This is a genomic window from Roseomonas sp. 18066 (assembly GCF_902706185.1).
In the GTDB taxonomy this organism is placed as follows: Bacteria; Pseudomonadota; Alphaproteobacteria; order Acetobacterales; family Acetobacteraceae; genus Pseudoroseomonas.
Genome location: NZ_CACSJM010000031.1, coordinates 16,680 through 37,863 on the forward strand (window position 1 = coordinate 16,680; position 21,184 = coordinate 37,863).

The 21,184-nt window shown below is 71.6% G+C and carries 15 protein-coding genes; 9 read left to right on the top strand and 6 right to left on the bottom strand.

Annotated elements, in window-relative coordinates:
* Nucleotides 1–119 precede the first annotated feature (119 nt).
* A complete protein-coding gene (locus tag GVN67_RS08845; protein WP_159994909.1) occupies nt 120–995 on the top strand; it encodes a helix-turn-helix domain-containing protein in 876 nt (291 codons plus the stop codon).
* A 44-nt stretch (nt 996–1,039) separates the two neighbouring features.
* Here the strand turns inward: GVN67_RS08845 and GVN67_RS08850 are convergent, their stop codons facing one another.
* Nucleotides 1,040–3,730, bottom strand: a complete 2,691-nt coding sequence (locus GVN67_RS08850) for a GNAT family N-acetyltransferase (RefSeq protein WP_159994911.1) — start codon at nt 3,728–3,730, stop codon at nt 1,040–1,042.
* Nucleotides 3,731–4,053: 323 nt separating this feature from the next.
* Here GVN67_RS08850 and tkt point away from each other — a divergent pair, with 323 nt between their 5' ends.
* From tkt to GVN67_RS08870, 4 genes are all read left to right on the top strand, one after another.
* A complete protein-coding gene (gene tkt / locus GVN67_RS08855) occupies nt 4,054–6,096 on the top strand; it encodes a transketolase (RefSeq protein WP_408906349.1) in 2,043 nt (680 codons plus the stop codon).
* A 132-nt stretch (nt 6,097–6,228) separates the two neighbouring features.
* Nucleotides 6,229–7,245, top strand: a complete 1,017-nt coding sequence (gene gap / locus GVN67_RS08860) for a type I glyceraldehyde-3-phosphate dehydrogenase (RefSeq protein WP_159994915.1) — start codon at nt 6,229–6,231, stop codon at nt 7,243–7,245.
* An 18-nt stretch (nt 7,246–7,263) separates the two neighbouring features.
* Entirely contained in the window at nt 7,264–8,457 is a 1,194-nt protein-coding gene (locus GVN67_RS08865; protein ID WP_159994917.1) for a phosphoglycerate kinase, read from the top strand.
* Nucleotides 8,458–8,597: 140 nt separating this feature from the next.
* The gene (locus GVN67_RS08870; protein ID WP_159994919.1) at nt 8,598–10,031 is read left to right on the top strand and encodes an NAD-dependent succinate-semialdehyde dehydrogenase; all 1,434 of its coding nucleotides are present in this window, start codon (nt 8,598–8,600) and stop codon (nt 10,029–10,031) included.
* 83 nt (nt 10,032–10,114) lie between these two features.
* On the opposite strand, the gene GVN67_RS08875 is transcribed toward GVN67_RS08870, so the two are convergent.
* Nucleotides 10,115–11,425, bottom strand: a complete 1,311-nt coding sequence (locus GVN67_RS08875) for a hemolysin family protein (RefSeq protein WP_200845182.1) — start codon at nt 11,423–11,425, stop codon at nt 10,115–10,117.
* A gap of 211 nt (nt 11,426–11,636) precedes the next feature.
* Between GVN67_RS08875 and GVN67_RS08880 the strand changes: the two genes are divergently transcribed.
* Nucleotides 11,637–13,319, top strand: coding sequence for a glycosyltransferase family 2 protein (locus GVN67_RS08880; protein ID WP_159994921.1), 1,683 nt, complete (start codon nt 11,637–11,639; stop codon nt 13,317–13,319).
* On the opposite strand, the gene GVN67_RS08885 is transcribed toward GVN67_RS08880, so the two are convergent.
* On the bottom strand, nt 13,316–14,599 hold the full coding sequence (locus GVN67_RS08885) for an Hsp70 family protein (RefSeq protein ID WP_159994923.1): 1,284 nt from the start codon (nt 14,597–14,599) through the stop codon (nt 13,316–13,318). The two genes, GVN67_RS08880 and GVN67_RS08885, sit on opposite strands and share 4 nt — an antisense overlap.
* 276 nt (nt 14,600–14,875) lie before the next feature.
* Here GVN67_RS08885 and GVN67_RS08890 point away from each other — a divergent pair, with 276 nt between their 5' ends.
* The 3 genes from GVN67_RS08890 (at nt 14,876) to GVN67_RS08900 (ending at nt 16,849) form a co-directional block, all read left to right on the top strand.
* The gene (locus GVN67_RS08890) at nt 14,876–15,154 is read left to right on the top strand and encodes a hypothetical protein (protein WP_159994925.1); all 279 of its coding nucleotides are present in this window, start codon (nt 14,876–14,878) and stop codon (nt 15,152–15,154) included.
* Between the two features lie 139 nt (nt 15,155–15,293).
* The gene (locus GVN67_RS08895; protein WP_159994927.1) at nt 15,294–15,926 is read left to right on the top strand and encodes a bifunctional 4-hydroxy-2-oxoglutarate aldolase/2-dehydro-3-deoxy-phosphogluconate aldolase; all 633 of its coding nucleotides are present in this window, start codon (nt 15,294–15,296) and stop codon (nt 15,924–15,926) included.
* Nucleotides 15,923–16,849, top strand: coding sequence for a sugar kinase (locus GVN67_RS08900; protein ID WP_159994929.1), 927 nt, complete (start codon nt 15,923–15,925; stop codon nt 16,847–16,849). The genes GVN67_RS08895 and GVN67_RS08900 overlap by 4 nt, the downstream gene beginning before the upstream one ends.
* A gap of 263 nt (nt 16,850–17,112) precedes the next feature.
* Here the strand turns inward: GVN67_RS08900 and GVN67_RS08905 are convergent, their stop codons facing one another.
* Genes GVN67_RS08905 through GVN67_RS08915 form a run of 3 tightly spaced genes read right to left on the bottom strand, consistent with a single transcriptional unit; the run spans nt 17,113 to nt 21,154 of the window.
* Nucleotides 17,113–18,615 carry a M81 family metallopeptidase gene (locus GVN67_RS08905; RefSeq protein ID WP_159994931.1) on the bottom strand — a complete coding sequence of 501 codons (1,503 nt, stop codon included), beginning with the start codon at nt 18,613–18,615 and terminating at the stop codon, nt 17,113–17,115.
* Between the two features lie 2 nt (nt 18,616–18,617).
* On the bottom strand, nt 18,618–19,865 hold the full coding sequence (locus GVN67_RS08910) for a Zn-dependent hydrolase (RefSeq protein WP_159994933.1): 1,248 nt from the start codon (nt 19,863–19,865) through the stop codon (nt 18,618–18,620).
* Entirely contained in the window at nt 19,862–21,154 is a 1,293-nt protein-coding gene (locus GVN67_RS08915) for an ArgE/DapE family deacylase (RefSeq protein WP_159994935.1), read from the bottom strand. Before GVN67_RS08915 ends, GVN67_RS08910 begins: the two co-directional genes overlap by 4 nt.
* Nucleotides 21,155–21,184 lie beyond the last annotated feature (30 nt).

Below are 21,184 nucleotides of genomic sequence, written 5' to 3' on the forward strand. Positions count from 1 at the left end.
GCAATTCAGTGATTGCCATCTGTCGCATCTGACCGCATTTTCTTTCACGAACTCCGGCCCATGAGATTCCCGCAGCCCCCGCGCTGCCAGCGCGGCGCCGGGTATCGACAAGAGGTGTCATGCGTTTCGCCGATATCGGTCAGCAGCTGCGGGCCTACCGTCTCGAATCCGGGCTGCGCGCTGAAGAAATCGCAGCGCGCCTCGGCGTGTCGCGCGCGGCACTCTACCGCTACGAGAAGGGGGAGGTGATCAAGCTCGACACCATCCGCCGCCTCGCCGAGCTGCTGAAGATCTCGCCGCTGTCGCTGCTGGGCATCGGCGTCGAGTATTTCTCGCGTCCCATCGCCTTCCAGGAACGGCTGCGCCAGGTCGAGGAGCAGTCGGACCAGATCCTGCAGGTGGGCGGCGCCGTCTGCTACCAGACCACCACCGAGGGCTTCGACGGCGCCCTGGCCGAGGCCTGGGCGGAGGCGGCCGATTCCGCCGCGGAGCGCATCGCCGCCCGCGCCGCCGCCGACCAGGCGATGGGCCTGCTGGCGGCTCGCAAGAAGCTGCACCAGGCGCGCCGCGCCACCATCATCGCCATGCTGTCGGAAGCCGCGCTCCGCCGCTTCCTGACCGAGGGCGTCGCCGGCGGCCTGGCGCTGTCCGAGCGCACCCGCACCCGCTGCCGCCTGGCCGCCCGCGCCGAGGCCGAGAGCATCGCCAACCTGATGGAAAGCGTGCCCATCGGCCTGCAGCTGGGCCTGCTGGCGGCCGAGCCCGCCGGCAACTTCCTGGTGCTGCGCGGGCGCGAGCGGGCGCATGTCTGCACCTCGCCCTTCCCGCCCGACATGACGGCCAGCGCGACCGTCGGCGTCGGCACCATCACCGCGGCCGACGAGGCCATCGCCGCGCATCAGCGCGTGGCCGAGGCCGCCTGGCGCAACGCGCTGAAGGGCCCCGCCGCCGCCAGCCGCGTGCGCGACCTGATCCGCGAGACCGGCCCCCGGTAATCTGCCAGGGCCGCCGCCCTCGACGGGGCGGCGGCGGCGTCGCGCTAGCTTTCGGGCGGCCTGAGCTCCAGCCGCGCCTCCATCACCTCGTCATCCTCTGGCGAGCGCTTCAACGTGAAGCCGAGCGCCCGGACGAAGCCCAGCATCGGCCGGTTGTCGGCCAGCACCTGGCCGACCACGCGCTCCAGCCCCTGGGCGCGGCCCCAGTCGATCAGCCGCTGCATCAGGTGCCGCGCCAGCCCCTGCCCTTTCCAGTCCGGCAGGGTGACGACGGCGAATTCGCCCTGGCCGCCTTCCTCGCCCGCGCCCGGCTCGCGGATCAGCCGGGCGACGCCGACGGTGCGCGGGGCGGCACCCTCGCGCTCCTCCACCGCCACGAAGGCCATCTCGCGGTCGTAGTCGATCTGCGTCATGCGGGCGATCTGCGTCGCCGGCAGCTCCCTCAGCTGGCTGAAGAAGCGCCAGCGGACGTCTTCCGGCGACAAATGCCGGAAGGCCTCGGCATGGGCGGCGGCATCCTCGGGGCGGATCGGGCGGATCAGCAGGCGGCGGCCGTGGCGGCTGGTCCAGTCCTCGGCGAGCTCGGCCGGATAGGGCGGCACCGCCAGCTGGGAGACCTCGCCCGCCGGCCGCAGCGTGCCGGAGGCGTCCAGCACCAGCACCCCGCTGGCATCGGCCAGCAGCGGGTTGAGGATCATCCCCTCGATCTCGGGGAAGTCGACGGCGAGCTGCGACAGCCGCACCACGGCATCCGCCACCTGGGTGACATCGACGGCGGCGTGGTCGCGGAACCCTTCCAGCAGCCGGGCGCCGCGGGTGCGGCGGATCATCGCCAGCGCCAGGGTGCGGTTCAGCGGCGGCAGGTCGAAGGCGACATCGGGCTCGAAGTCGGACGCCGTGCCGCCGCGGCCATAGCCGATCCAGGGCCCGAACATCGGGTCGTCGCCCAGGCGGATGCGCAGCTCATGCCCGCGCGGCCCCTGCATGCCCGCCTGCCGCTGCACCAGGAAACCGTCGATGCGCGCCTCAGGCCGGGCCTGCCGGACGCGCGCCAGCATGGCGGTGGCCGCCGCCCGCAGCCCGGCCACGTTGTTCAGCCCCAGCGCCACGCCGCCGACCTCGGTCTTGCGCGGCAGGTCGGGGCTGAGGATCTTCAGCACCACCGGGAAGCCCAGCCGCATCGCCGCCGTCACCGCCGCATCCACCCCCGGCACCACCAGCCCGGGCACCACCGGCAGGCCATAGGCGGCCAGCAGGTCCAGCGCCTCGGCCTCGGTGAAATGGCGGCGGCCCTCGGCGCGCAGCGCGTCGATCAGGCCGCGGGCGCGGCCCCGGTCCGGGGTCAGCGCCACCACCTCGCGCGGCGGCAGCTCGGCGGCGGCGGCGCGGTTGCGGTGGTCGACCGCCAGGTGCAGGGCGCCGCGCACCGCGGCCTCGGGCGTCGCGAAGACCGCCAGCCCGGCCTCGGCCAGCCGCCGCCGCCCGGCGCCGGCCGTCGCCTGGCCCAGCCAGCCGACCAGCACCGGCGCGCCCCGCGTCGCCTGGGCCGCGGCCGCCAACCCGGCGCCGGCCAGGGCATCCTCCTCCGGGATCATGCCCGGCGCATGCACGGCCACCACCGCATCCACCCCCGGCAGCGCGGCCAGCAGCGCGGCGGCCTCGCCCAGCCGGTGGCTGGCGCCGGGCGGCAGCACCAGCGGATTGCCCCAGGCCTGGGCGCCATGGCCCGGCGGCAGGGCGAGCGCCAGCATGGCCTGGGCCGCCGCATCCCATTCGGCCAGCCGGGCGCCGCCCTGCAGCACCGCATCGGCGGCCAGCTGCGCCGGGCCCTGGCCGCTGGCCAGCACGGCGATGCGGTCGCCGGCCAGGGCGTCATGGCCGCGGCGCTGCGCCGGGCGCAGCCGGGCGAGCGTCTCGGCCGCCGCCAGCAGGTCCTCCAGCCCGTCGACCCGCAGCACGCCGGCGCGGCGGAGTGCTGCCTCCATCACCGCGTCGCCAATGCCGCTGGCATCCGCCTGCCGCCCGCCGGGGCGGAGCGCGACCACCGGCCGCGTCCGCGCCGTGGCGCGCGCCGCCGAGATGAACATGCGGCGGTTCTTGATGCGGCGCAGGTCGAGCAGCACGGCGCCGGCCGCCGGGTCGCGCGCCAGCCAGTCCAGCGCGAGCGCGAAGCCCAGCCCGTGATTGGTGCCGATGCCCAGGATATGGCTGAAGCCCAGCTCCTCGCCCTCGGCCCAGTCGATGATGGCGCGCGCCAGGGCGCCGGACTGGCACAGCAGCGCCAGCCGCCCCGGCCGCGGGGTCAGGTGCGACAGGCTGGCATTCAGCCCGATCCCCGGCAGGCACAGGCCGAAGCTGTGGGCGCCGATCGCCTGCACCCCGGTCTGCGCCGACATCGCGGCCAGCGCCGGGGCGGCCACCGGGAAGATGGCGGCGAAGCAGCCGAGGCCAGCGAGCGCCGCCATGGCGGCGGGCTGCGCCTCGGGGGCCAGGCAGATGACGGCCAGGTCCGGCGGCTCGGCCAGGGCCGCGAGATCCGGCACCGGCTCCAGCCCCTCGGCCAGCATGCCGGTGACCTGCAGCCTTCCCTGGAAGCCGCCGGCAGCCAGGTTGCGGGCCAGGATGGCAGACTCGGCCAGGGCCGGATCGGCCAGCAGCAGCACCGAGCGCGGCCGGAACAGCGCGGCCTCGCGGAAGCCGGGCTGGCGGCGCGGCAGGGCAAGCGGCAGCTTCACGACCGGTCCTTCCCCATGCCGGCGCCAGCTTTGGCCGAAGCCATGCCGCGGCGCAACACCGCGTGCGATGGGCCGGCGCCGGCCGGGTCATCAAAAAAAACGCAAGGCCTGCCGGCCGGCAGGAAGCTACGTCCGGCGCAGGAATCTTCCCCCAGGCTTATGTTTCCTGGCATGCGGGGCAAAGACTCGCCAGCGCGGCGCAGCCGGGGTAAGGCCTCGCGCCATTCAGCCGGGAGGGGCTGGCGCGGGTCTTGCGCCCCGGCGGGTTGCCGCGCCGTGACCGCGCCTTTATAGCCATCCCGACGCCAGAGAGGTGCTTGACCTTGGCCAGTATCGCCCCCCTCCCCGACGCTTCCGCCAACCCCGCCATTGCCGCCCAGGCCGAGATCCTGGCCCGGCCGGTGACCGAGACACGCCGGATGGCCGACGCCATCCGGGCGCTGGCGATCGACGCGGTGGAAAAGGCCAAGTCCGGCCATCCCGGCATGCCGATGGGCATGGCCGACGCCGCGACCGTCCTGTTCAGCAAATACCTGCGCCATGACGCGGCCGATCCGCGCTGGGCCGACCGCGACCGCTTCGTGCTGTCGGCAGGCCACGGCTCGATGCTGCTCTATGCCTGGCTGCACCTGTCCGGCCATGCCGGCATGGGCATCGAGGACCTGAAGAACTTCCGCCAGCTGCATTCGGTGGCCGCCGGCCACCCCGAATATGGCGAGCACCCGGCGATCGAGACCACCACCGGTCCGCTCGGCCAGGGCCTGGCCAATGCCGTCGGCATGGCCATGGCGGAACGCCACCTGGCCGCCCGCTTCGGCCGCAGCCTGGTCGACCACCGCACCTGGGTGATCGCCGGCGACGGCTGCCTGATGGAGGGCATCAGCCACGAGGCGGCCTCCATCGCCGGCCATTTCAAGCTGGCCAAGCTGACCGTCCTCTGGGACGACAACAACATCTCGATCGACGGCGATGTCAGCCTGTCCTCCTCGGACGACGTGCTGAAGCGCTTCCTGTCCTATGGCTGGGCGATCAAGCGGGTGGACGGGCATGACCCCGTCGCGGTGGACAAGGCGCTCGAGGCGGCGACGCGCTCGAAGAAGCCGACCATCATCGCCTGCAAGACCATCATCGGCTTCTCGGCGCCGACCAAGGCCGGCACCGCCGGCAGCCATGGCAGCCCGCTCGGTGGCCCCGAGGCCGCCGCCGCCAAGGAAGCCCTGGGCTGGACCAGCGGTCCCTTCGAGGTGCCGGAGGATATCAAGGCCGCCTGGGAGGCCGCCGGCCGCCGCGCCGGGGGCGCCCGCCGCTCCTGGCTGAAGCGCCTGGCCAACCACCCGCAGAAGGCCGAGTTCGAGCGCGCCATGGCCGGCAAGCTGCCGGAAGGCTGGCACGAGGCGGCCAGCGCCTATCGCGCGAAGCTGGCCGAGGACAAGCCGAAGCTCGCCACCCGCGTCGCCAGCCAGCGCGCGCTGGAGGTGCTGGTGCCCGGCATCCCGGAGATGATCGGCGGCTCGGCCGACCTGACCGGGTCGAACAACACCAACGTCAAGGGCGTGCCGCCTGCGACGCCGACCAGCATGGGCGGCCGCTACATCCACTGGGGCATCCGCGAGCACGGCATGGCCTCGGCCATGAACGGCATGGCGCTGCATGGCGGCACCATCCCCTATTCCGGCACCTTCCTGGTCTTCGCCGACTATATGCGGCCGTCGATCCGGCTGGCCGCGCTGATGCACCAGCGCGTCATCCACGTGCTGACGCATGACAGCATCGGCCTCGGCGAGGACGGCCCGACCCACCAGCCGGTGGAGACCCTGGCCAGCCTGCGCATCATCCCCAACCTGCATGTCTTCCGCCCGGCGGATGCCATGGAGACGGCGGAATGCTGGGAGCTGGCGGTGCAGCGCGCCGACGGCCCCGCGGTGCTGGCGCTGTCGCGGCAGAACCTGCCGGCGCTGCGCTTCGAGGCGGGCGAGAACAAGTCGGCCCGCGGCGGCTATGTGCTGGCCGAGGCCTCGGGCCCGCGCCGCGCGACGCTGATCGCGACCGGCTCCGAGGTGCATCTGGCGATCGCCGCGCGCGAGACGCTGGAGGCCGAGGGCATCGCGACCGCCGTGGTCTCGCTGCCCTGCTGGGAGCTCTTCGCGCTGCAGGACGAGAGCTATCGCGCCGCTGTGCTGGGCCAGGCGCCGCGGGTCGGCATCGAGGCCGCGCTGGGCTTCGGCTGGGACCGCTGGCTGGGCAGTGATGCAACTTTCATCGGCATGACGGGCTTTGGCGCTTCGGCGCCTGCCGAGGACCTCTACCGCCATTTCGGCATCACGGCCGAGGCGGCGGTGGCCGCAGTCAAGCGCAAGCTGGGCTGATTCGTCCCCCGGGAGAGGGTCCCCGGGAAGGACGGGAGACGAGACGGACGCCGCCGGCAATGGCCGGCGGCGGGTTGGGCGGATCCGGGGGCGTTTCCCCGGACCGCCACGGGAAAGACGAGGAAAGACACCATGGCTGTTAAGGTCGCGATCAATGGGTTCGGGCGCATCGGTCGCCTGGTGCTGCGCGCCATCGTCGAGAGCGGGCGCACCGATGTCGAGGTGGTCGCCATCAACGACCTCGGCAGCGTCGAGGCCAATGCCCATATGTTCCGCTACGACAGCGTCCATGGCGTCTTCCCGGGCGAGGTGAAGGTCGACGGCTCCGCCATCACCATCATCTACAACGGCCGCACCTATGGCCCGATCAATGTCAGCGCCGAGCGCGACCCGACCAAGGCCCCCTACCAGGGCGTCGACGTCGCCATGGAATGCACCGGCCTGTTCACCACCAAGGAATCGGCCGGCCAGCTGCTGAAGGCCGGCGCCCGCAAGGTGCTGATCTCGGCCCCCGGCGACGGCGCCGACGCCACCATCGTCTATGGCGTCAACCACAAGGTCCTGACCAAGGACATGACCGTGGTCTCCAACGCCTCCTGCACCACCAACTGCCTGGCGCCGATCGCCAAGGTGCTGCACGAGAACTACGGCATCGAGCGTGGCTACATGGTCACCATCCATGCCTATACGGGTGACCAGCGCACGGTCGACACGCTGCACAAGGACCTCCATCGCGCCCGTGCGGCCGCCGTCTCGGCGATCCCGACCTCGACGGGCGCGGCCAAGGCCGTCGGCCTGGTGCTGCCGGAGCTGAAGGGCAAGCTGGACGGCACCGCCATCCGCATCCCGACGCCGAATGTCTCGCTGGTCTCCCTCGACTTCGTGCCGAAGAAGACGGGCATCACCAAGGAAGAGATCAACGCGGTGATGAAGGCGGCCTCGGAAGGCGAGCTGAAGGGGATCCTCGGCTACAACACCGCGCCGCTGGTCTCGATCGACTTCAACCACAACCCGCATTCCTCGACCTTCGACGCCACCCAGACCCAGGTGGTCGACGGCGCCCTGGTCCGCGTGATGAGCTGGTACGACAACGAGTGGGGTTTTTCCAATCGCATGTCGGACACCGCTGCCCTGCTCGGCAGCCTCTGATCGCTAGGGATTAAACGGATGCCCGCTTTCCGGACGCTGGATCAACTCGAACCCGCCGGAAAGCGGGTTCTGCTGCGCGCCGACCTCAACCTGCCGGTGCGCGACGGCAAGATTTCCGACACCACCCGCATCGACCGGCTGGTGCCGACGATCCGCGAGCTCGCCGACAAGGGCGCCCGCGTCGTGGTCTGCAGCCATTTCGACCGCCCCAAGGGCCAGCGCGTCCCCGAGATGTCGCTGAAGCCGATGGCGGTCGCCCTCGCCGAGGCGCTGGGCCGCCCCGTCGGCTTCGCCGATGACTGCGTGGGCCCCGTGGCCGAGGCCGCCGTCGCGGCGCTCAAGGACGGCGATGTCCTCGTCCTCGAGAACACCCGGTTCCATGCTGGCGAAGAGAAGAACGACCCGGCCCTCGTCGAGGGCCTGGCCAAGCTGGCCGACGTCTTCGTCAACGACGCCTTCTCGGCGGCGCACCGCGCGCATGCCTCGACCGAGGGCGTGGCGCACAAGCTGCCGGCCTATGCCGGGCGGCTGATGCAGGCGGAGCTGGAGGCGCTGGACGCGGCGCTGGGTACCCCGTCCCGCCCGGTCGTCGCCATCGTCGGCGGCGCCAAGGTCTCCACCAAGCTCGACCTGCTCGGCAACCTGTCGAAGAAGGTCGACGTCCTGGTGATCGGCGGCGCCATGGCGAACACCTTCCTGGCGGCCCAGGGCAAGAAGCTGGGCAAGTCGCTGCAGGAGGCCGAGATGCACGGCACCGCGCTGCGCATCCTCGACGAGGCCCGCGCCGCCGGCTGCACCATCCTGCTGCCGACCGACCTGGTGGTGGCCGAGGCCTTCGCGGCCAATGCGCCGAGCCAGACCGTGGCCGTGGACAATGTCCCCGATGGCATGATGGCGCTCGATGTCGGGCCGGCGACCGTCGCCGCGGTGGAGTCGCAGCTGAAGCGCGCCGCCACCCTGGTGTGGAACGGCCCCTTCGGCGCCTTCGAGATCCCGCCCTTCGACACCGCGACCGTGCAGGTGGCGCAGGCGGCGGCGGGGCTGACCACCTCCGCTGGCTTGAAAAGCATCGGCGGCGGCGGCGACACCGTCTCGGCGCTGCGCCATGCCGGGGTGATCGACCGGATGACCTATGTCTCCTCGGCCGGCGGCGCCTTCCTGGAATGGCTCGAGGGCAAGACCCTGCCGGGCGTCGCCGTCCTGGCGGCCTGATCCGGCCTCCGGCGATCGTTCTGCGATACGTCGGACGAAAGCTGATCGGATGGGCTGATTTTCACAGGCCCCGGGGGGTGGCGCAGGCTGCCTCCCGGGTCCACATTCCGGCGGACTCTCGATCACGAGGAGACGCTGTGATGTACCAAGACGTTCAGCTGCATATCGACGGCATGTGGCGCGCGGCCAGCGGCGGCCGCACCATCCCCGTGCTGAACCCGGCCACCGAAGAGCAGATCGGCACCGTCCCGCATGCCAGCCAGGCGGACATGGACGAGGCGCTCGCCGCCGCCGAGCGCGGCTTCGCGGTGTGGAAGAAGGTCTCGGCCTTCGAGCGCTCGAAGCTGATGCGCAAGGCGGCCGACCTGCTGCGCTCGCGCGTCGACAGCATCGCCGAGCTGATGACGCTGGAGCAGGGCAAGCCGCTGCCCGAGGCCAAGATGGAAGTCCTGGCCGGCGCCGATGTCATCGACTGGTTCGCTGAGGAAGCCCGCCGCGCCTATGGCCGCGTCATCCCGGCCCGCGCCGAGGGCGTGTACCAGCTGGTGGTGAAGGAGCCGGTGGGCCCGGTCGCCGCCTTCACGCCGTGGAACTTCCCGATCAACCAGGTGGTGCGGAAGCTGTCGGCGGCGCTGGCCACCGGCTGCTCGATCATCGTCAAGGCGCCGGAGGAGACCCCGGCCTCGCCGGCCGAGCTGATCCGCTGCTTCGTCGATGTCGGCCTGCCGGCCGGCGTGGTCGGGCTGCTGTATGGCGTGCCGGCGGAGATCTCCTCCTATCTGATCCCGCATCCGACGATCAAGAAGGTGACCTTCACCGGCTCGACCCCGGTGGGCAAGCACCTGGCCGAGCTGTCGGGCAAGCACATGAAGCGCGCCACGATGGAGCTCGGCGGCCATGCGCCGGCGATCGTCTTCGAGGATGCCGATGTCGAGCATGCGGCGAAGACGCTGGCGACCAGCAAGTTCCGCAATGCCGGCCAGGTCTGCGTCTCGCCGACGCGCTTCCTGGTGCATGAGAATGCCTTCGAGCAGTTCGTCGACATCTTCACGCAGCATGCCAAGTCGCTGAAGGTCGGCAACGGCATGGAGGCCGGCACGCAGATGGGCCCGCTGGCCAATGACCGGCGCATCCCGGCCATGGAGGCGCTGATCGGCGACGCCAGCCAGAAGGGCGCCGAGATCCGCACCGGCGGCAGCCGCATCGGCAACAAGGGCTATTTCTTCGAGCCGACGGTGATCACCGGCCTGACGCGCGAGATGCGCGCCATGAACGAGGAGCCCTTCGGCCCGCTGGCGCTGATGGTGCCGTTCAAGGATTTCGACGAGGTCGTCGAGGAGAGCAACCGCCTGCCCTTCGGCCTGGCCGCCTATGCCTTCACCAGGTCGGCCAAGACCGCGAACGCCATCGCCTCGCAGGTCGAGACCGGCATGATGACGATCAACCATCTCGGCCTGGCGCTGCCGGAAGTCCCGTTCGGCGGCACCAAGGACAGCGGCTACGGCTCGGAAGGTGGCAGCGAGGCCATCGAGTCCTACCTGATCACCAAGTTCGTGACCCAGGCTGGTCTCTGAGTGCTGGTGCTGGGCGACAGCGTCGCCCAGCGCTGACAGAAGGAAGATGGGGGTCCGGGGGAATTCTTTCCCCCGGGCTTTTTTTATGCCGGGGCTTCCGTCGCCTGTTCCCGGCTGACCAGCACCTTGTCGATCCGCCGCCCGTCCATGTCGACGATCTCGAAGCGCCACCCCGCCCAGACGATCCGGTCGCCCTCGCGGGGCACGCGCTGCAGCAGCGCCAGCATCAGCCCGGCGACGGTGTGGTAGCTGCCCTCGGCCGGCAGCTCCGGCAGCTCGAGGCGGGCCTTGAGCTCATCGCTCGGCATCATGCCGTCGAGCAGCAGGGTGCCGTCATGCCGCTCGACGATGGCGCCCGCGGTCGCCGGCGTCGGTGCCGGCCCCAGCTCGCCGACGATGGCCTCCAGCAGGTCGGAGGCGGTGACGACGCCTTCGAAGCTGCCGTATTCATCCATCACCAGCGCGATGCCCAGCGGATCGGCGCGCAGCCGTTCCAGCGCATCCATGGCCGAGAGGTTGTCGGGCAGCACCATCGGCTGGCGCAGCACCGGGGCCAGGTCCAGCTTGCCGCCGGCCAGCAGCTGGTTCAGCAGGTCCTTGGCCGCGACCACGCCGACCACGTTGTCGATGCGGCGGTCGGCCACCACCAGCCGGGTCACCGGCGTGGCGCGCAGGCAGGCGGCGATATCGGCCTCGGTGGCGGCGCGTTCCAGCCAGTCGACCTCGTTGCGGGGCGTCATCAGGGCGCGGACCGGCTTGTCGGCCAGGCGCAGGACGCGCTCGATCATGTGGCGCTCCTCCGAATCCAGCGCGCCGGCCTCGACGCCCTCGGCGACGGCGGCCTTGACCTCCTCCTCGGTGATGGTCGCGGCGACCGAGCGCGAGGCGCCGAGCAGGCCGAGCACCAGCGCCGAGGACCGCGACAGCAGCCAGACCATGGGTGCCGCGATGCGCGACAGCAGCAGCATCGGCGGGGCGACGATGATCGCCATCGCCTCCGGGTTGCGCAGCGCCAGCTGCTTCGGCACCAGCTCGCCCAGGATCAGCGAGGCATAGGTGATGGCCAGCACCACCAGGGTCAGCGCCAGCTCGCTGGCATAGGGCGCCATGCCGGGGATCATCGCCAGGACGCCGGCGAAGCGCTGCGCCAGGCTCTGCCCGGCGAAGGCGCCGGCCAGGACGCCGACCAGGGTGATGCCCACCTGCACGGTCGGCAGGAAGCGCTGCGGGTCCTCCATCAGGGTGAGCGCGGCCGCGGCGCCGGCGCGGCCCTGGCGCTGCAGCCCGAGCAGCCGCACCCGGCGGGCGGAGACGATGGCCAGCTCGCTCATGGCGAAGATGCCGTTGAGCAGCACCAGCAGGAGGATCACGGCCAGTTCCAGGGCGATATCCATGGCGGCGGCGAGGCTCCTCTCGGTCGTGGGGGGATCGAGGGGGCGTTCTAGGGCCTGGGCCGGCCCCGGTCACGCCCCCAGACCCCGGGGAAGACGCCAGGCTGAGGCGAATGGCCCCATTCCTGCCATCAAGCGGCCGATCCCCTGCCGCATCGGGCGCCCAGAAGGATCGGGCGGCACAGGGCCGCAACCGATGCCCGGACCTTATCCGATGAATGCACAGGCTCGCCCCCCGATCGTCAACGAACCCCGCCTGACCGCGGCCGTGCTGCCGCGGCCGCAGGGCGAGGCGGCGCGTCGGCGACCGGCCGGGCTGCCCGGTGGCAAGCCGGCGCTGCTGGTCGTGCTGCTGCTGCTGGCGCTGGCGCAGTTCGGCGTCTGGCGGGCGGCGGGGGTCGCGGCGCCGGGCTTCCCGCTGGCCGCCGCCGGGCTGGGGGCGCTGGCCGCCTTCGCCGCGCTGCGCGGCCCGGGCGGCCTGCGGGCCGGCGCCATCATCGGGCTGTTCCTGCTGGCGCAGGTGCTTTCTTCCCTGTTGATGGCCTCGGCCTGGCACGGGCATGCGGCGCTGCCGGCCCTGCCCTGGCTGATCGCCCAGGCGGCGGCCAGCCTGCTGCTGCTGCACCGCGCCCGGCTGCTGGCCGATGCGCTGGCGCCGCGCGGCTTCACCCGCCGGGTGCCGGCGCTGGCCGGGCGGCTGCTGCGGCCGCTGCCGAAGGTTTCCCTGCATCTGCCGGTGGCCGATGCGCCGCTGTCCGCGCTGCGCGCCACGCTGGAGTCGCTGGCCGAGCTCGACCACCCGGCGCTGGAGGTGCTGGTGGTCGATGCCAGCGCCTCGCCCGACCATTGGGAGCCGGTGGCCGAGCATGTCGCCCGCCTCGGCCCGCGCTTCCGCTTCTTCCATATCGGCGCCTGCCCGCAGGCGGCCCGCGGCTTCGCCCTGCGCGAGACCGCCGGGGACGCGCTGCTGGTCGGGCTGGTCGAGCCCGGCACGCTGGTCGACAGCGACTGGCTGCGCCGCTGCCTGCCGCTGTTCCTGGCGCGGCAAGGCCTGGGCTTCGTCCAGGCCGGCAGCACCGCGCCGACCGCGCATGGCACGCTCGCCGAGCGGCTGGCCTATGCCGCCGCGCCGCTGGCCTGGCCGCTGCCGCGCCAGGCCGCCAACGAGCAGATGGCGGTGGCGCTGCAGGGCTCGCTGGCGCTGCTGCGGGTCGATGCGCTGCGCCTGGCCGGTGGCTGGGACCCGGCCGCCCCCGACCAGCCGGCCGAGCTCGGCCTGCGGCTGCTGCGCCAGGGCTGGGAGGCGCTGGACCTGCCCGAGTCGATGGGCCAGGCCACCCCCCGCGCCGAGGCCGCGCCCGGCCTGCTGCAGCGGCTGGCCCGCCATGCCGACGTGCTGTTCCGCCCCCGCCATCGCGGGCTGACGCCGGGGCAGCGCCGCCACCTGCTGGCGCCGGCGAATGCGGCGCTGAGCGAGGCGCTGTGGTTGGCGATGGCGCTGCTCGGCATCGGCGCGACGCTGGGCATGCTGGCCGGGCGGCAGCTGGGCCAGGCGCCGGTGATGCCTTTCGTGCTGGTGGCGCTGCTGCTGCCGCTGGCGGCGATGCTCCCGGCCCTGCTGCTGGCGCCGCGCGGCCACCGCCTGCTGGCGCTGGGCGCGGCGCTGGCGCTGATGCCGTCCCGCGGCGCCGAGGCCTGGCGCGTGGCCACCGGCTGGCAGACCCGCCGCGCCCCGGTGCCCTCGGGCAGCCTGGCGCTGATGCTGGGCGTGCTGGCCCTGGCCAGCCTGCCGGTAGCGCCGCTGTGGAGCGCCGTGCTGCTGGGCTTCGCCCTGCCCGACGCGGCCGGCTGGCTGCTGGGGCGGAAGCTGCGCCCCGCGCCGACCGACTGGAGTTAAGCGGCCACCCGCTCCGCCCCAATCAAAGCCAGGCCCTCGGCAACGGAAACAAACTCGCCGCCATGGGCGACGCGCTCGGCGCCGAAGCGGCGCTCGAACAGATGGCGGACGGCGGGCACCAGCGAGGTGCCGCCGGTCAGGAAGACCCGGTCCACGGCCTCCGGCCCGACGCCGGCATCGACCAGGGCCTGGTCGACGGCGCCGGTGATGCGGGTCAGCTCGGGCGTGATCCAGCGCTCGAAATCGGCACGCTGCACCTCCTCCTCCAGCAGGAAGCCGCCGTGCTTGAATCGAAGGACCGCGCTGTCGGCCTTGGACAGCGCCGCCTTCACGCCGGAGACCGCCTGGTACAGGGCATAGCCGGTCTCGTCCTCGACCAGCTGCATCAGGTGGTGCAGCTTCTCGGGGTGGTCGGCGGCCCGCGCCACCTCGGCGATCTCGCGCATGGTGCGCGGCGCGCGCATCAGCGACAGCCGGTGCCAGCGGGCGAAGCTGGTGTAGAAGCTGGGCGGCACCGGCAGCGCGGTGCCCATGACGCGGTAGCTGTCGCCCTTGCCCAGCCGCGGCGAGACCACATTGTCGATGATGCGGTAGTCGAAGGCGTCGCCGGCGATGCCCAGCCCCGAATGCCCGAGCGCGCGCACCGCCTGGCTGTTGCCGGGCTCGAAGCGGATCAGCGAGAAGTCGGAGGTGCCGCCGCCGAAATCGCCCACCAGCACATTGGCCGGGGCATCGAGCGTGGCGGCGAAGCGGTGGCCCGCCGCCTCCGGCTCGAGGGCGAAATCCAGCCCGTCCCAGCCGGCGCCGGCGAAGGCCTTGCGCAGCCGCGTCTCGGCCAGTTCGTCATCGGCGTTGTCGCCGACGAAGCGGACGGGCCGACCGGCGATGACATGGGCATCCCCCAGCTTGCCCCCGCCGCCGCTGGAGCTCGCCAGCAGCGAGCGCAGGAACAGAGAAATAAGCTCCTCCAGCCCGAAGGCGCGGCCGAAGATGCGGGTCTCGGAAAAGCTGCGGCTGGCCAGGTAGCTCTTCATCGACATAATCAGCCGGCAGCCCAGCGGATCGTCCAGATAGGCCTCGATCGCCTGCGGCCCGGCGGCATGCTGCATCCGGCCGCGCGACGGCCCGGTCTCCTCCGCCCAGAAGCAGAGCAGCGAGCGGAAGGTGTCGACCGCGCGCCCGCCGGTCTCATAGCGGATGCTGGCCACCTGCCCATCCGCCTGGCGCAGGGCGATGACGCTGTTGGTGGTGCCGAAGTCGATGCCGATGACGTCAGCCATGGGGGCCTGCCTGGACGCGGGTGGAGAGGACGAACCCGGGGGGGAGCCTCGAAGGGCGCGCGTTAGAGCAGATTGCCGTGAGCATGGGAAGCCATCCGTCCCGCCCGGTCATTAATCACCTAGTCTGAAACAGGGGTTCGCCTGTCGCGCGAGAAGGGACGGCGTTGATCTCGAAATTTTTATCCCTGTCCAAATTGTGAGATAGCCGCCGCGCGATTTATGCGTTAACAATTCATCAACACACCGACCGACCACAGCGAACGAGGCCCCGCATCCATGGACCAGTCCTCGACCCTCCTCGCCTTCCCCCAGGTCCCTGAGGACCGCCTGCGCCTCGCCCTGCGCCGGCTCGAGGCCGCGCTGGCCGAGCAGGCCCATGCCGTCGCCGAGTTCCGCAGCAACCTGGGCGCCCTGCGCGAGGCCACCAGCGACCTGGCCACCCAGGTCAACCACTACAACGACACGCTGGACCGCACCGCCAGCCAGGTCAGCTACGCCCACCAGGCCGCCCGCCGGCTGGAGCGCACCGCCGACCGCATGGTGTCGATGGGCTGAAGTGAAGACGGGGGGCTGAGGGCGGAGGGCACTGCCCTTTCCCTGAGGCCTCCCCGCCGCTAGCCTGCCGGCCTCTTCCGGGTGGCGGCGGGCATCATGGCGATGGCCGCGGGTGCCCGTCCTTCAGGATGGAATTGCCGTGGCCCCGCATCCGTTGATCGAGACCTTCCGCGCCGCCCGCATCGTGCCGGTGGTGCGCACCAGCACCGCCGCCCGCGCGGCGACCGCCATCGAGTGGCTGCGCGACGCCGGCATCACCATCTTCGAGATCACGCTGACCATCCCCGACGCGCTGTCGGTGATCCGTGACGTGGCCAGCGACCCGAAGCTGCTGGTCGGCGCCGGCACCGTGCCGAACGCCGCCGCCGCCGAGGAATGCATCTCCGCCGGCTCGCGCTTCATCGTCTCGCCCTGGGTCGACCCGGCGCTGGCCGCGCCCTGCCGCGCCTCCGGCGCCTGCCTGATGATGGGCGCCCTGACGCCCACCGAAGTGCGCGCCGCCCGCGCCGCCGGCGCCGATGTGGTGAAGATCTTCCCGGCGAGCTCGGCCGGCGGCCCCGGCCATATCAAGTCGCTGCGCGCCGTCTTCCCGGATGTGTTCTTCTGCCCGACCGGCGGCGTCGATGCCCGCAACGCCGGCGAGTATATCGCGGCCGGCGCCGCCTTCGTCGGCATCGGCGGCAAGCTGGTCGACGAGAAGGCGATCGCCGCCGGCGACCGCGAGGCGGTCCAGGCCGCGGCGCGCGAGGCGCTCGGGATCCTGCAGGCATGAGCCCTGTCGATATCCTCTGCCTCGGCGAGCCGATGCTGGAATTCAACCAGCAGCCAGCCAATGCCGAAGGCCGTGGCCTCTATCTCGAAGGCCATGGCGGCGACACCTCCAACGCCGCCATCGCCGCCGCGCGCGCCGGCGCCCGGGCCGGCTACATCACAGCCCTCGGCCGCGATGCCCCCGGCGACAGCTTCATGAAGCTCTGGGCCGCCGAAGGCGTCGATGCCAGCACCGTGCAGCGCCGCGCCGACGCCCCCACCGGCATCTACTTCGTGACGCACGGCCCAGACGGCCATGCCTTCACCTTCTACCGCGCCGGCAGCGCCGCCTCGCGCATGACGCCCGACGACATGCCGGCGGAGGCCATCCGCCAGGCCCGCATCCTGCACATCTCGGGCATCAGCCAGGCGATCTCCACCAGCGCGGCCGATGCCTGCTTCCGCGCCATCGAGATCGCCCGCGAGGCCGGCGTCACCGTGTCCTACGACACGAACCTGCGCCGCTCGCTCTGGCCGCTGCCCCGCGCCCGCGCGACCATCCACGCCGCGCTGCGCATGGCCGACATCGCGCTGCCCAGCTACGACGACGCGACCGCGCTGACCGGGTTGGAAGACCCCGACGCCATCGCCGACTTCTATCTGGAGATGGCGCCGCAGGTGATCCTGAAGCTGGGCAAGGACGGCGTCATGGTCGCCGACCGCACCAGCCGCACCACCCTGCCCGGCCGCATCGTCAAGGCGATCGACGCAACCGGCGCCGGCGACACGTTTGCGGGCAACTTCCTGGCCCGCACCATCGCCGGCGACACACCCATCGACGCCGCGCGCTACGCCAACGCGGCCGCCGCTCTGGCCACCACGGGATACGGTGCCGTGGCGCCGATGCCGCGGGAAGAAGCCGTGCGGAAGTTTTTGGAAAGCTGAAGAGAAGGGCTTGGTAGGCCAGGGGAATGAATTCCCCTGGACCCCTTCTTTTTTCTTACAGACTGCCGTGCCCACGTGACGACAGTACGTGAAACGGCCAGTCCGCAGCGCGACCTTTGAGGTCGCGCTGTTTTTATATTTGGCGTCCCGCCGTCATGCCCTGACGAGGATGCCGGCGATGCGCAGGTCGCTGAACAGCCGGTCATCAGAAAAAAGATGGGGGCTCGGGGGAATTCATTCCCCCGACCTTCCCCTGTCTTCTCTTACCCTTCGTTCCTGCCTCTCGGCCGCATCCGGATCCCTTCGCGCACATGCTGGAAGGGAAGCGACGACGGATCCGCCACCACCGGCCCCGGCGCCGCGACGACCAGGACCTGGGCGGCGATGGGCTGGAAGTCGGCGCGGAAATGGACGCTGCTTTTCAGGCCGAGGATGTTCTCCTGGGCGGGCTCGATGCCCAGGTGGCGGAACAGCGCCTGGTCGTAGGCCTGCATCTTCCGCGTCACCACGATCACCTTCACCGTGCCGACGCGGATCAGCGCGCTGGGGCCGAGATCGGCCGGATTGCCGGCGCCCATGGGGCCGGTCAGCGTGAAGCGACCGTCGGAGAGGCCCAGGATTTCCGCCTCCACCGACAGGGGCACGCCGTCGGACTTGCCGCCGAGCTTCAGGGTGATCGTCGCGCCGATGCCGGCGGCGTGGCAGGCGCTCGCACTTTCGGCGTCGTTGATCAGGCCGAGGGTGGCATCGGCTTTCTGGGCCACCAGCTCGGCGAGCAGGCCAGTGGTGTCGCCATGGCCGCCGCCACCTGGATTGTCCTGGGTGTCGGCCAGCACGATGGGCTTCGTCGCCGTACTGGACAGGCGAATCGCGTCGGCGACGGCCTCGGCGACGGGCTGGGCGCCGCCGGCGAAATCGGGCTCGCGGTCGTGCAGCAGCTTGAGGAAGGCGTCGGCAGCCGCGTCGGCGGTGTTCTGGTCGGTGGCGAAGGCGGCATGGGCCACGCCGCAATCGGCGAAGTCGGCATAGGGGAAGCCGAAGCAGAAGCCGAGCTCGACCATGCCAGGGCGCGCGGCGAGCTCGGCGCGGGCGGCCATGACGCCGGCCATGGGGTCGACCATGGTGCATTGCATGGTCAGCGGCATCCAGTAGTCGGCCTGGCGGAAGGCGCGGGCGAAGGGCTGGCCGTGCGCGATGCGATCGACCAGCAGCTGCAGCGCCTGGGCGCCGGCGGCCTTCATGTCGATATGCGGATAGGTGCGGAAGGGCACGGCGGCATCGACCAGCCGCACCATCTGCGCCGTCAGGTTGCAGTGGGGGTCGAGGCTGATGGTCAGCGGCAGCTCGGGGCCGATGACGGCGCGGACGCGGCGCAGCAGCTCGCCTTCGGCATCCGGGTAGGCCTCGGCCACCATGGCGCCGTGCAGGTCGAGATAGACGCCGTCGAGCGGGCCGGAGTCCAGCGCCGTGACCAGCTCGGCGATCAGGCAGGCGGCGATGCGCTCGAAGGCTTCCTCGGTGACCGGGCCGGCAGGCTCGGCGAAGCACCAGGACAGCGGGACCAGCTCGTGGCCAAGCTCCCGGCCGCGGGCCAGGGCGCCGGCGGCGGGGACCGAGGTGGGGGCGAGGGTGTCGAACAGCCCCGGGCCGCGCTGGAAGCCCGGGAAGCCGCCGGGCTGGCGGAAGTCGTCCCAGGTGGTGCGGCGCGGGGCGAAGGAATGGCTTTCGTGCAGGAAGCCGCCGATGGCGAGACGTAGCGTGGTCATGATCAGCCCTTCACACGGCCGGCGGTGGCGAGGACGGCATCGGCCAGGACGACCAGCCCGGCCTCGGCCCAGTCGGGGGTGATGGCCTCGGCCTCGTTGTGGCTGATGCCGCCCTCGCAGGGGACGAAGATCATCGCGGTGGGCAGGCGGCGCGCGACATAGACGGCGTCATGGCCGATGCCGGTGGGCATGTCGCGGAAGGCCAGGCCGCGGCCGCGGGCGGCGCTGCGCAGCGCCTCGACCAGCGTGGCGTCGAAGGGGGTCAGCGGGAATTCCCAAAAGGGCGTGACCTTGATGCCGACGCCACGTTTCTGCGCGATCTCGGCGGCGCGGGCCTCGAGGGCGCGGGCCATGCCGGCCAGCGCCGCGGGCTCGCCATGGCGGAAGTCGACGCTGAACCAGACCTGGCTGGGGACGACGTTGCGGCTGTCGGGCGTGACCAGCAGCCGGCCCACCGTGCCGCGGCCATCGCCGCCGGCGGTCAGCGCGATCTCTTCGACCGCCTGCACCAGGATCGAGGCGGCGACCATGGCGTCGCGGCGCGGGCCCATGGCGCCGCCGGCATGGAAATCCTCGCCGGAGACGGTGACGTCGAGCCAGATCTGGCCGAGCGCGCGATCGACGACGCCGACGGGGATGCCGTCGCGCTCCAGCAGCGGGCCCTGCTCGATATGCAGCTCGAAATAGGCGCCGAGCTTCTGCAATTCTGCCGGGTCAGCCTGGCCCTGCCAGCCGATGGCCCGCAACTCTTCCCCGAAGATGGCGCCGGCCGGGTCGGTCTTGGCCAGCACCTCTTCTTCGGTGAACAGGCCCATGGCGACGCCGCTGCCCATCATCGGCGGCGAGAAGCGGGCGCCTTCCTCGTTGGTCCAGTTGATCAGCACCACCGGCGCCTCGGTCTCGGTGCCGGATTCATGCAGGGCGCGCAGCACCTCGAGGCCCGCCAGCACGCCGAGCACGCCGTCGAATTTTCCACCCGTGGGCTGGGTGTCCAGGTGGCTGCCCATGGCGACGGCCGGGCGCGACGGGTCCCTGCCCTCGCGCCGGATCACCATGTTGCCGACGCGGTCGGTCGCGACGCTACAGCCCACGGCCTCGGCCCAGGATTGCAGCAAGGCGCGGCCCTCGCCGTCCAGCGCGGTCAGCGTCTGGCGGTTGCAGCCGCCTTTCGCCGTGCCGCCGATCTCGGCCATGCGCATCAGGCTGTCCCAGAGGCGCGCGCCGGAGACAGGAAGGTTGGTCGCGCTCATGCCTTGCTCTCCACGCCGCACCAGTCGGCCATGCTCAGCGCGATGGTGCGCGTGGTGGCATGGAAGCTGGCCAGGTTGACGCTTTCGTCGATGCCATGGACGGAATCGGACTCGGGGCCGAAGCAGGCGACCGGCGTGCCCTGGTAGAGGGTGAAGAAGCGGCCGTCGGTCAGCGCCGGGATGGCGACCTCGCGCAATTCGTGGCCGGCGACGTCGGCAAAGGTGTTGCGGACCAGCTGGACGATGGGCTCCTTCTGGTCGAACTGGCAGGCCTCGGCCATGAAGCCCTGGAATTCCAGCTTCACCTGGCTGCCGCGCAGCTTTTCGCTGGTCGCGATATCGGCGACCAGCGCCTCGATCTCGGCCTTCACCTGCGCCGCGCTGCGGCCCAGCATGACGCCGACGCGCAGGCCGATCTTGGCGCGGGTCGGCACCGAGCTGTTCCACTCGCCGCCCTGCACCGTGCCGAAATTGATGTTCACCGGGTGGTTCACGCCATGGAAGGCGGCGTGGATATTCTCGGCCCAGTTCATCTCCATCTCGTATTCCTTGAAGCGCTGGGAGATGAGCCAGGCGGCCTCGATGGCGTTGATGCCGGCATGCATGTCGCGCACATGGGTCGGCCGGCCGGTCACCGTGACCCAGGCCCAGATGGCGCCGACCTCGGCGGCATAGACGGTGTCGAAGCTGGCGCCGGTCTCGGGGATGATCACCGCGTCGCATTTCGGCATGGCCATCATGCAGGCCAGCGCGCCATTGCCGGTGCATTCCTCCTCGATCACCGAATGGAACTGCACCTCGGCCGCCGGCTGCAACCCGGCCATGGAAAGCGCGCGGAAGGCCAGCACGTTGGAGATGCAGCCGGCCTTCATATCGGCCGCGCCGCGGCCATATAGGCGGCCGCCCTTCACCACCGGCTCGAAGGGCGGGCTGGTCCAGAGATCCTCGGCGCCGACCGGCACCACGTCGACATGGCCCTGCAGCACCAGGCTGCGGCCCTTCCTCTCGCGCGGCTGATGGGTGGCCACGACATTGTCGCGGCCCTCATAGGAGATCAGCGGCGGCGAGAAGCCGGGGTGATCCTGCAGCGCCTCGGGCCGCGTCGCCACGCGCTGCGGCGCCAGGCCGAGTCCCGCATAGTTCTGCGCCATCTCCTCCAGGGCCGAGGCCTCATTGCCCAGGGTGGAGGGGCAGCGGACCAGGCGCTCCAGCGCCGCCACGGCCTCGCCCTCGAGCGCCTGGACGGCGTCGAGGATGGCGCGGCGGGCGCCGGGATCGAGTGTCGACATGATCAGTCCTTCAGGCGAGCAACAGACGGG

Excerpts from the sequence above, each read along its gene's own strand:
- GVN67_RS08845 (WP_159994909.1), top strand. The coding sequence starts at position 120 with ATGCGTTTCGCCGATATCGGTCAGCAGCTGCGGGCCTACCGTCTCGAA.
- gap (WP_159994915.1), top strand. The coding sequence starts at position 6,229 with ATGGCTGTTAAGGTCGCGATCAATGGGTTCGGGCGCATCGGTCGCCTG.
- GVN67_RS08865 (WP_159994917.1), top strand. The coding sequence starts at position 7,264 with ATGCCCGCTTTCCGGACGCTGGATCAACTCGAACCCGCCGGAAAGCGG.
- GVN67_RS08870 (WP_159994919.1), top strand. The coding sequence starts at position 8,598 with ATGTACCAAGACGTTCAGCTGCATATCGACGGCATGTGGCGCGCGGCC.
- GVN67_RS08875 (WP_200845182.1), bottom strand. The coding sequence starts at position 11,425 with ATGGATATCGCCCTGGAACTGGCCGTGATCCTCCTGCTGGTGCTGCTC.
- GVN67_RS08880 (WP_159994921.1), top strand. The coding sequence starts at position 11,637 with ATGAATGCACAGGCTCGCCCCCCGATCGTCAACGAACCCCGCCTGACC.
- GVN67_RS08885 (WP_159994923.1), bottom strand. The coding sequence starts at position 14,599 with ATGGCTGACGTCATCGGCATCGACTTCGGCACCACCAACAGCGTCATC.
- GVN67_RS08890 (WP_159994925.1), top strand. The coding sequence starts at position 14,876 with ATGGACCAGTCCTCGACCCTCCTCGCCTTCCCCCAGGTCCCTGAGGAC.
- GVN67_RS08900 (WP_159994929.1), top strand. The coding sequence starts at position 15,923 with ATGAGCCCTGTCGATATCCTCTGCCTCGGCGAGCCGATGCTGGAATTC.
- GVN67_RS08905 (WP_159994931.1), bottom strand. The coding sequence starts at position 18,615 with ATGACCACGCTACGTCTCGCCATCGGCGGCTTCCTGCACGAAAGCCAT.
- GVN67_RS08910 (WP_159994933.1), bottom strand. The coding sequence starts at position 19,865 with ATGAGCGCGACCAACCTTCCTGTCTCCGGCGCGCGCCTCTGGGACAGC.
- GVN67_RS08915 (WP_159994935.1), bottom strand. The coding sequence starts at position 21,154 with ATGTCGACACTCGATCCCGGCGCCCGCCGCGCCATCCTCGACGCCGTC.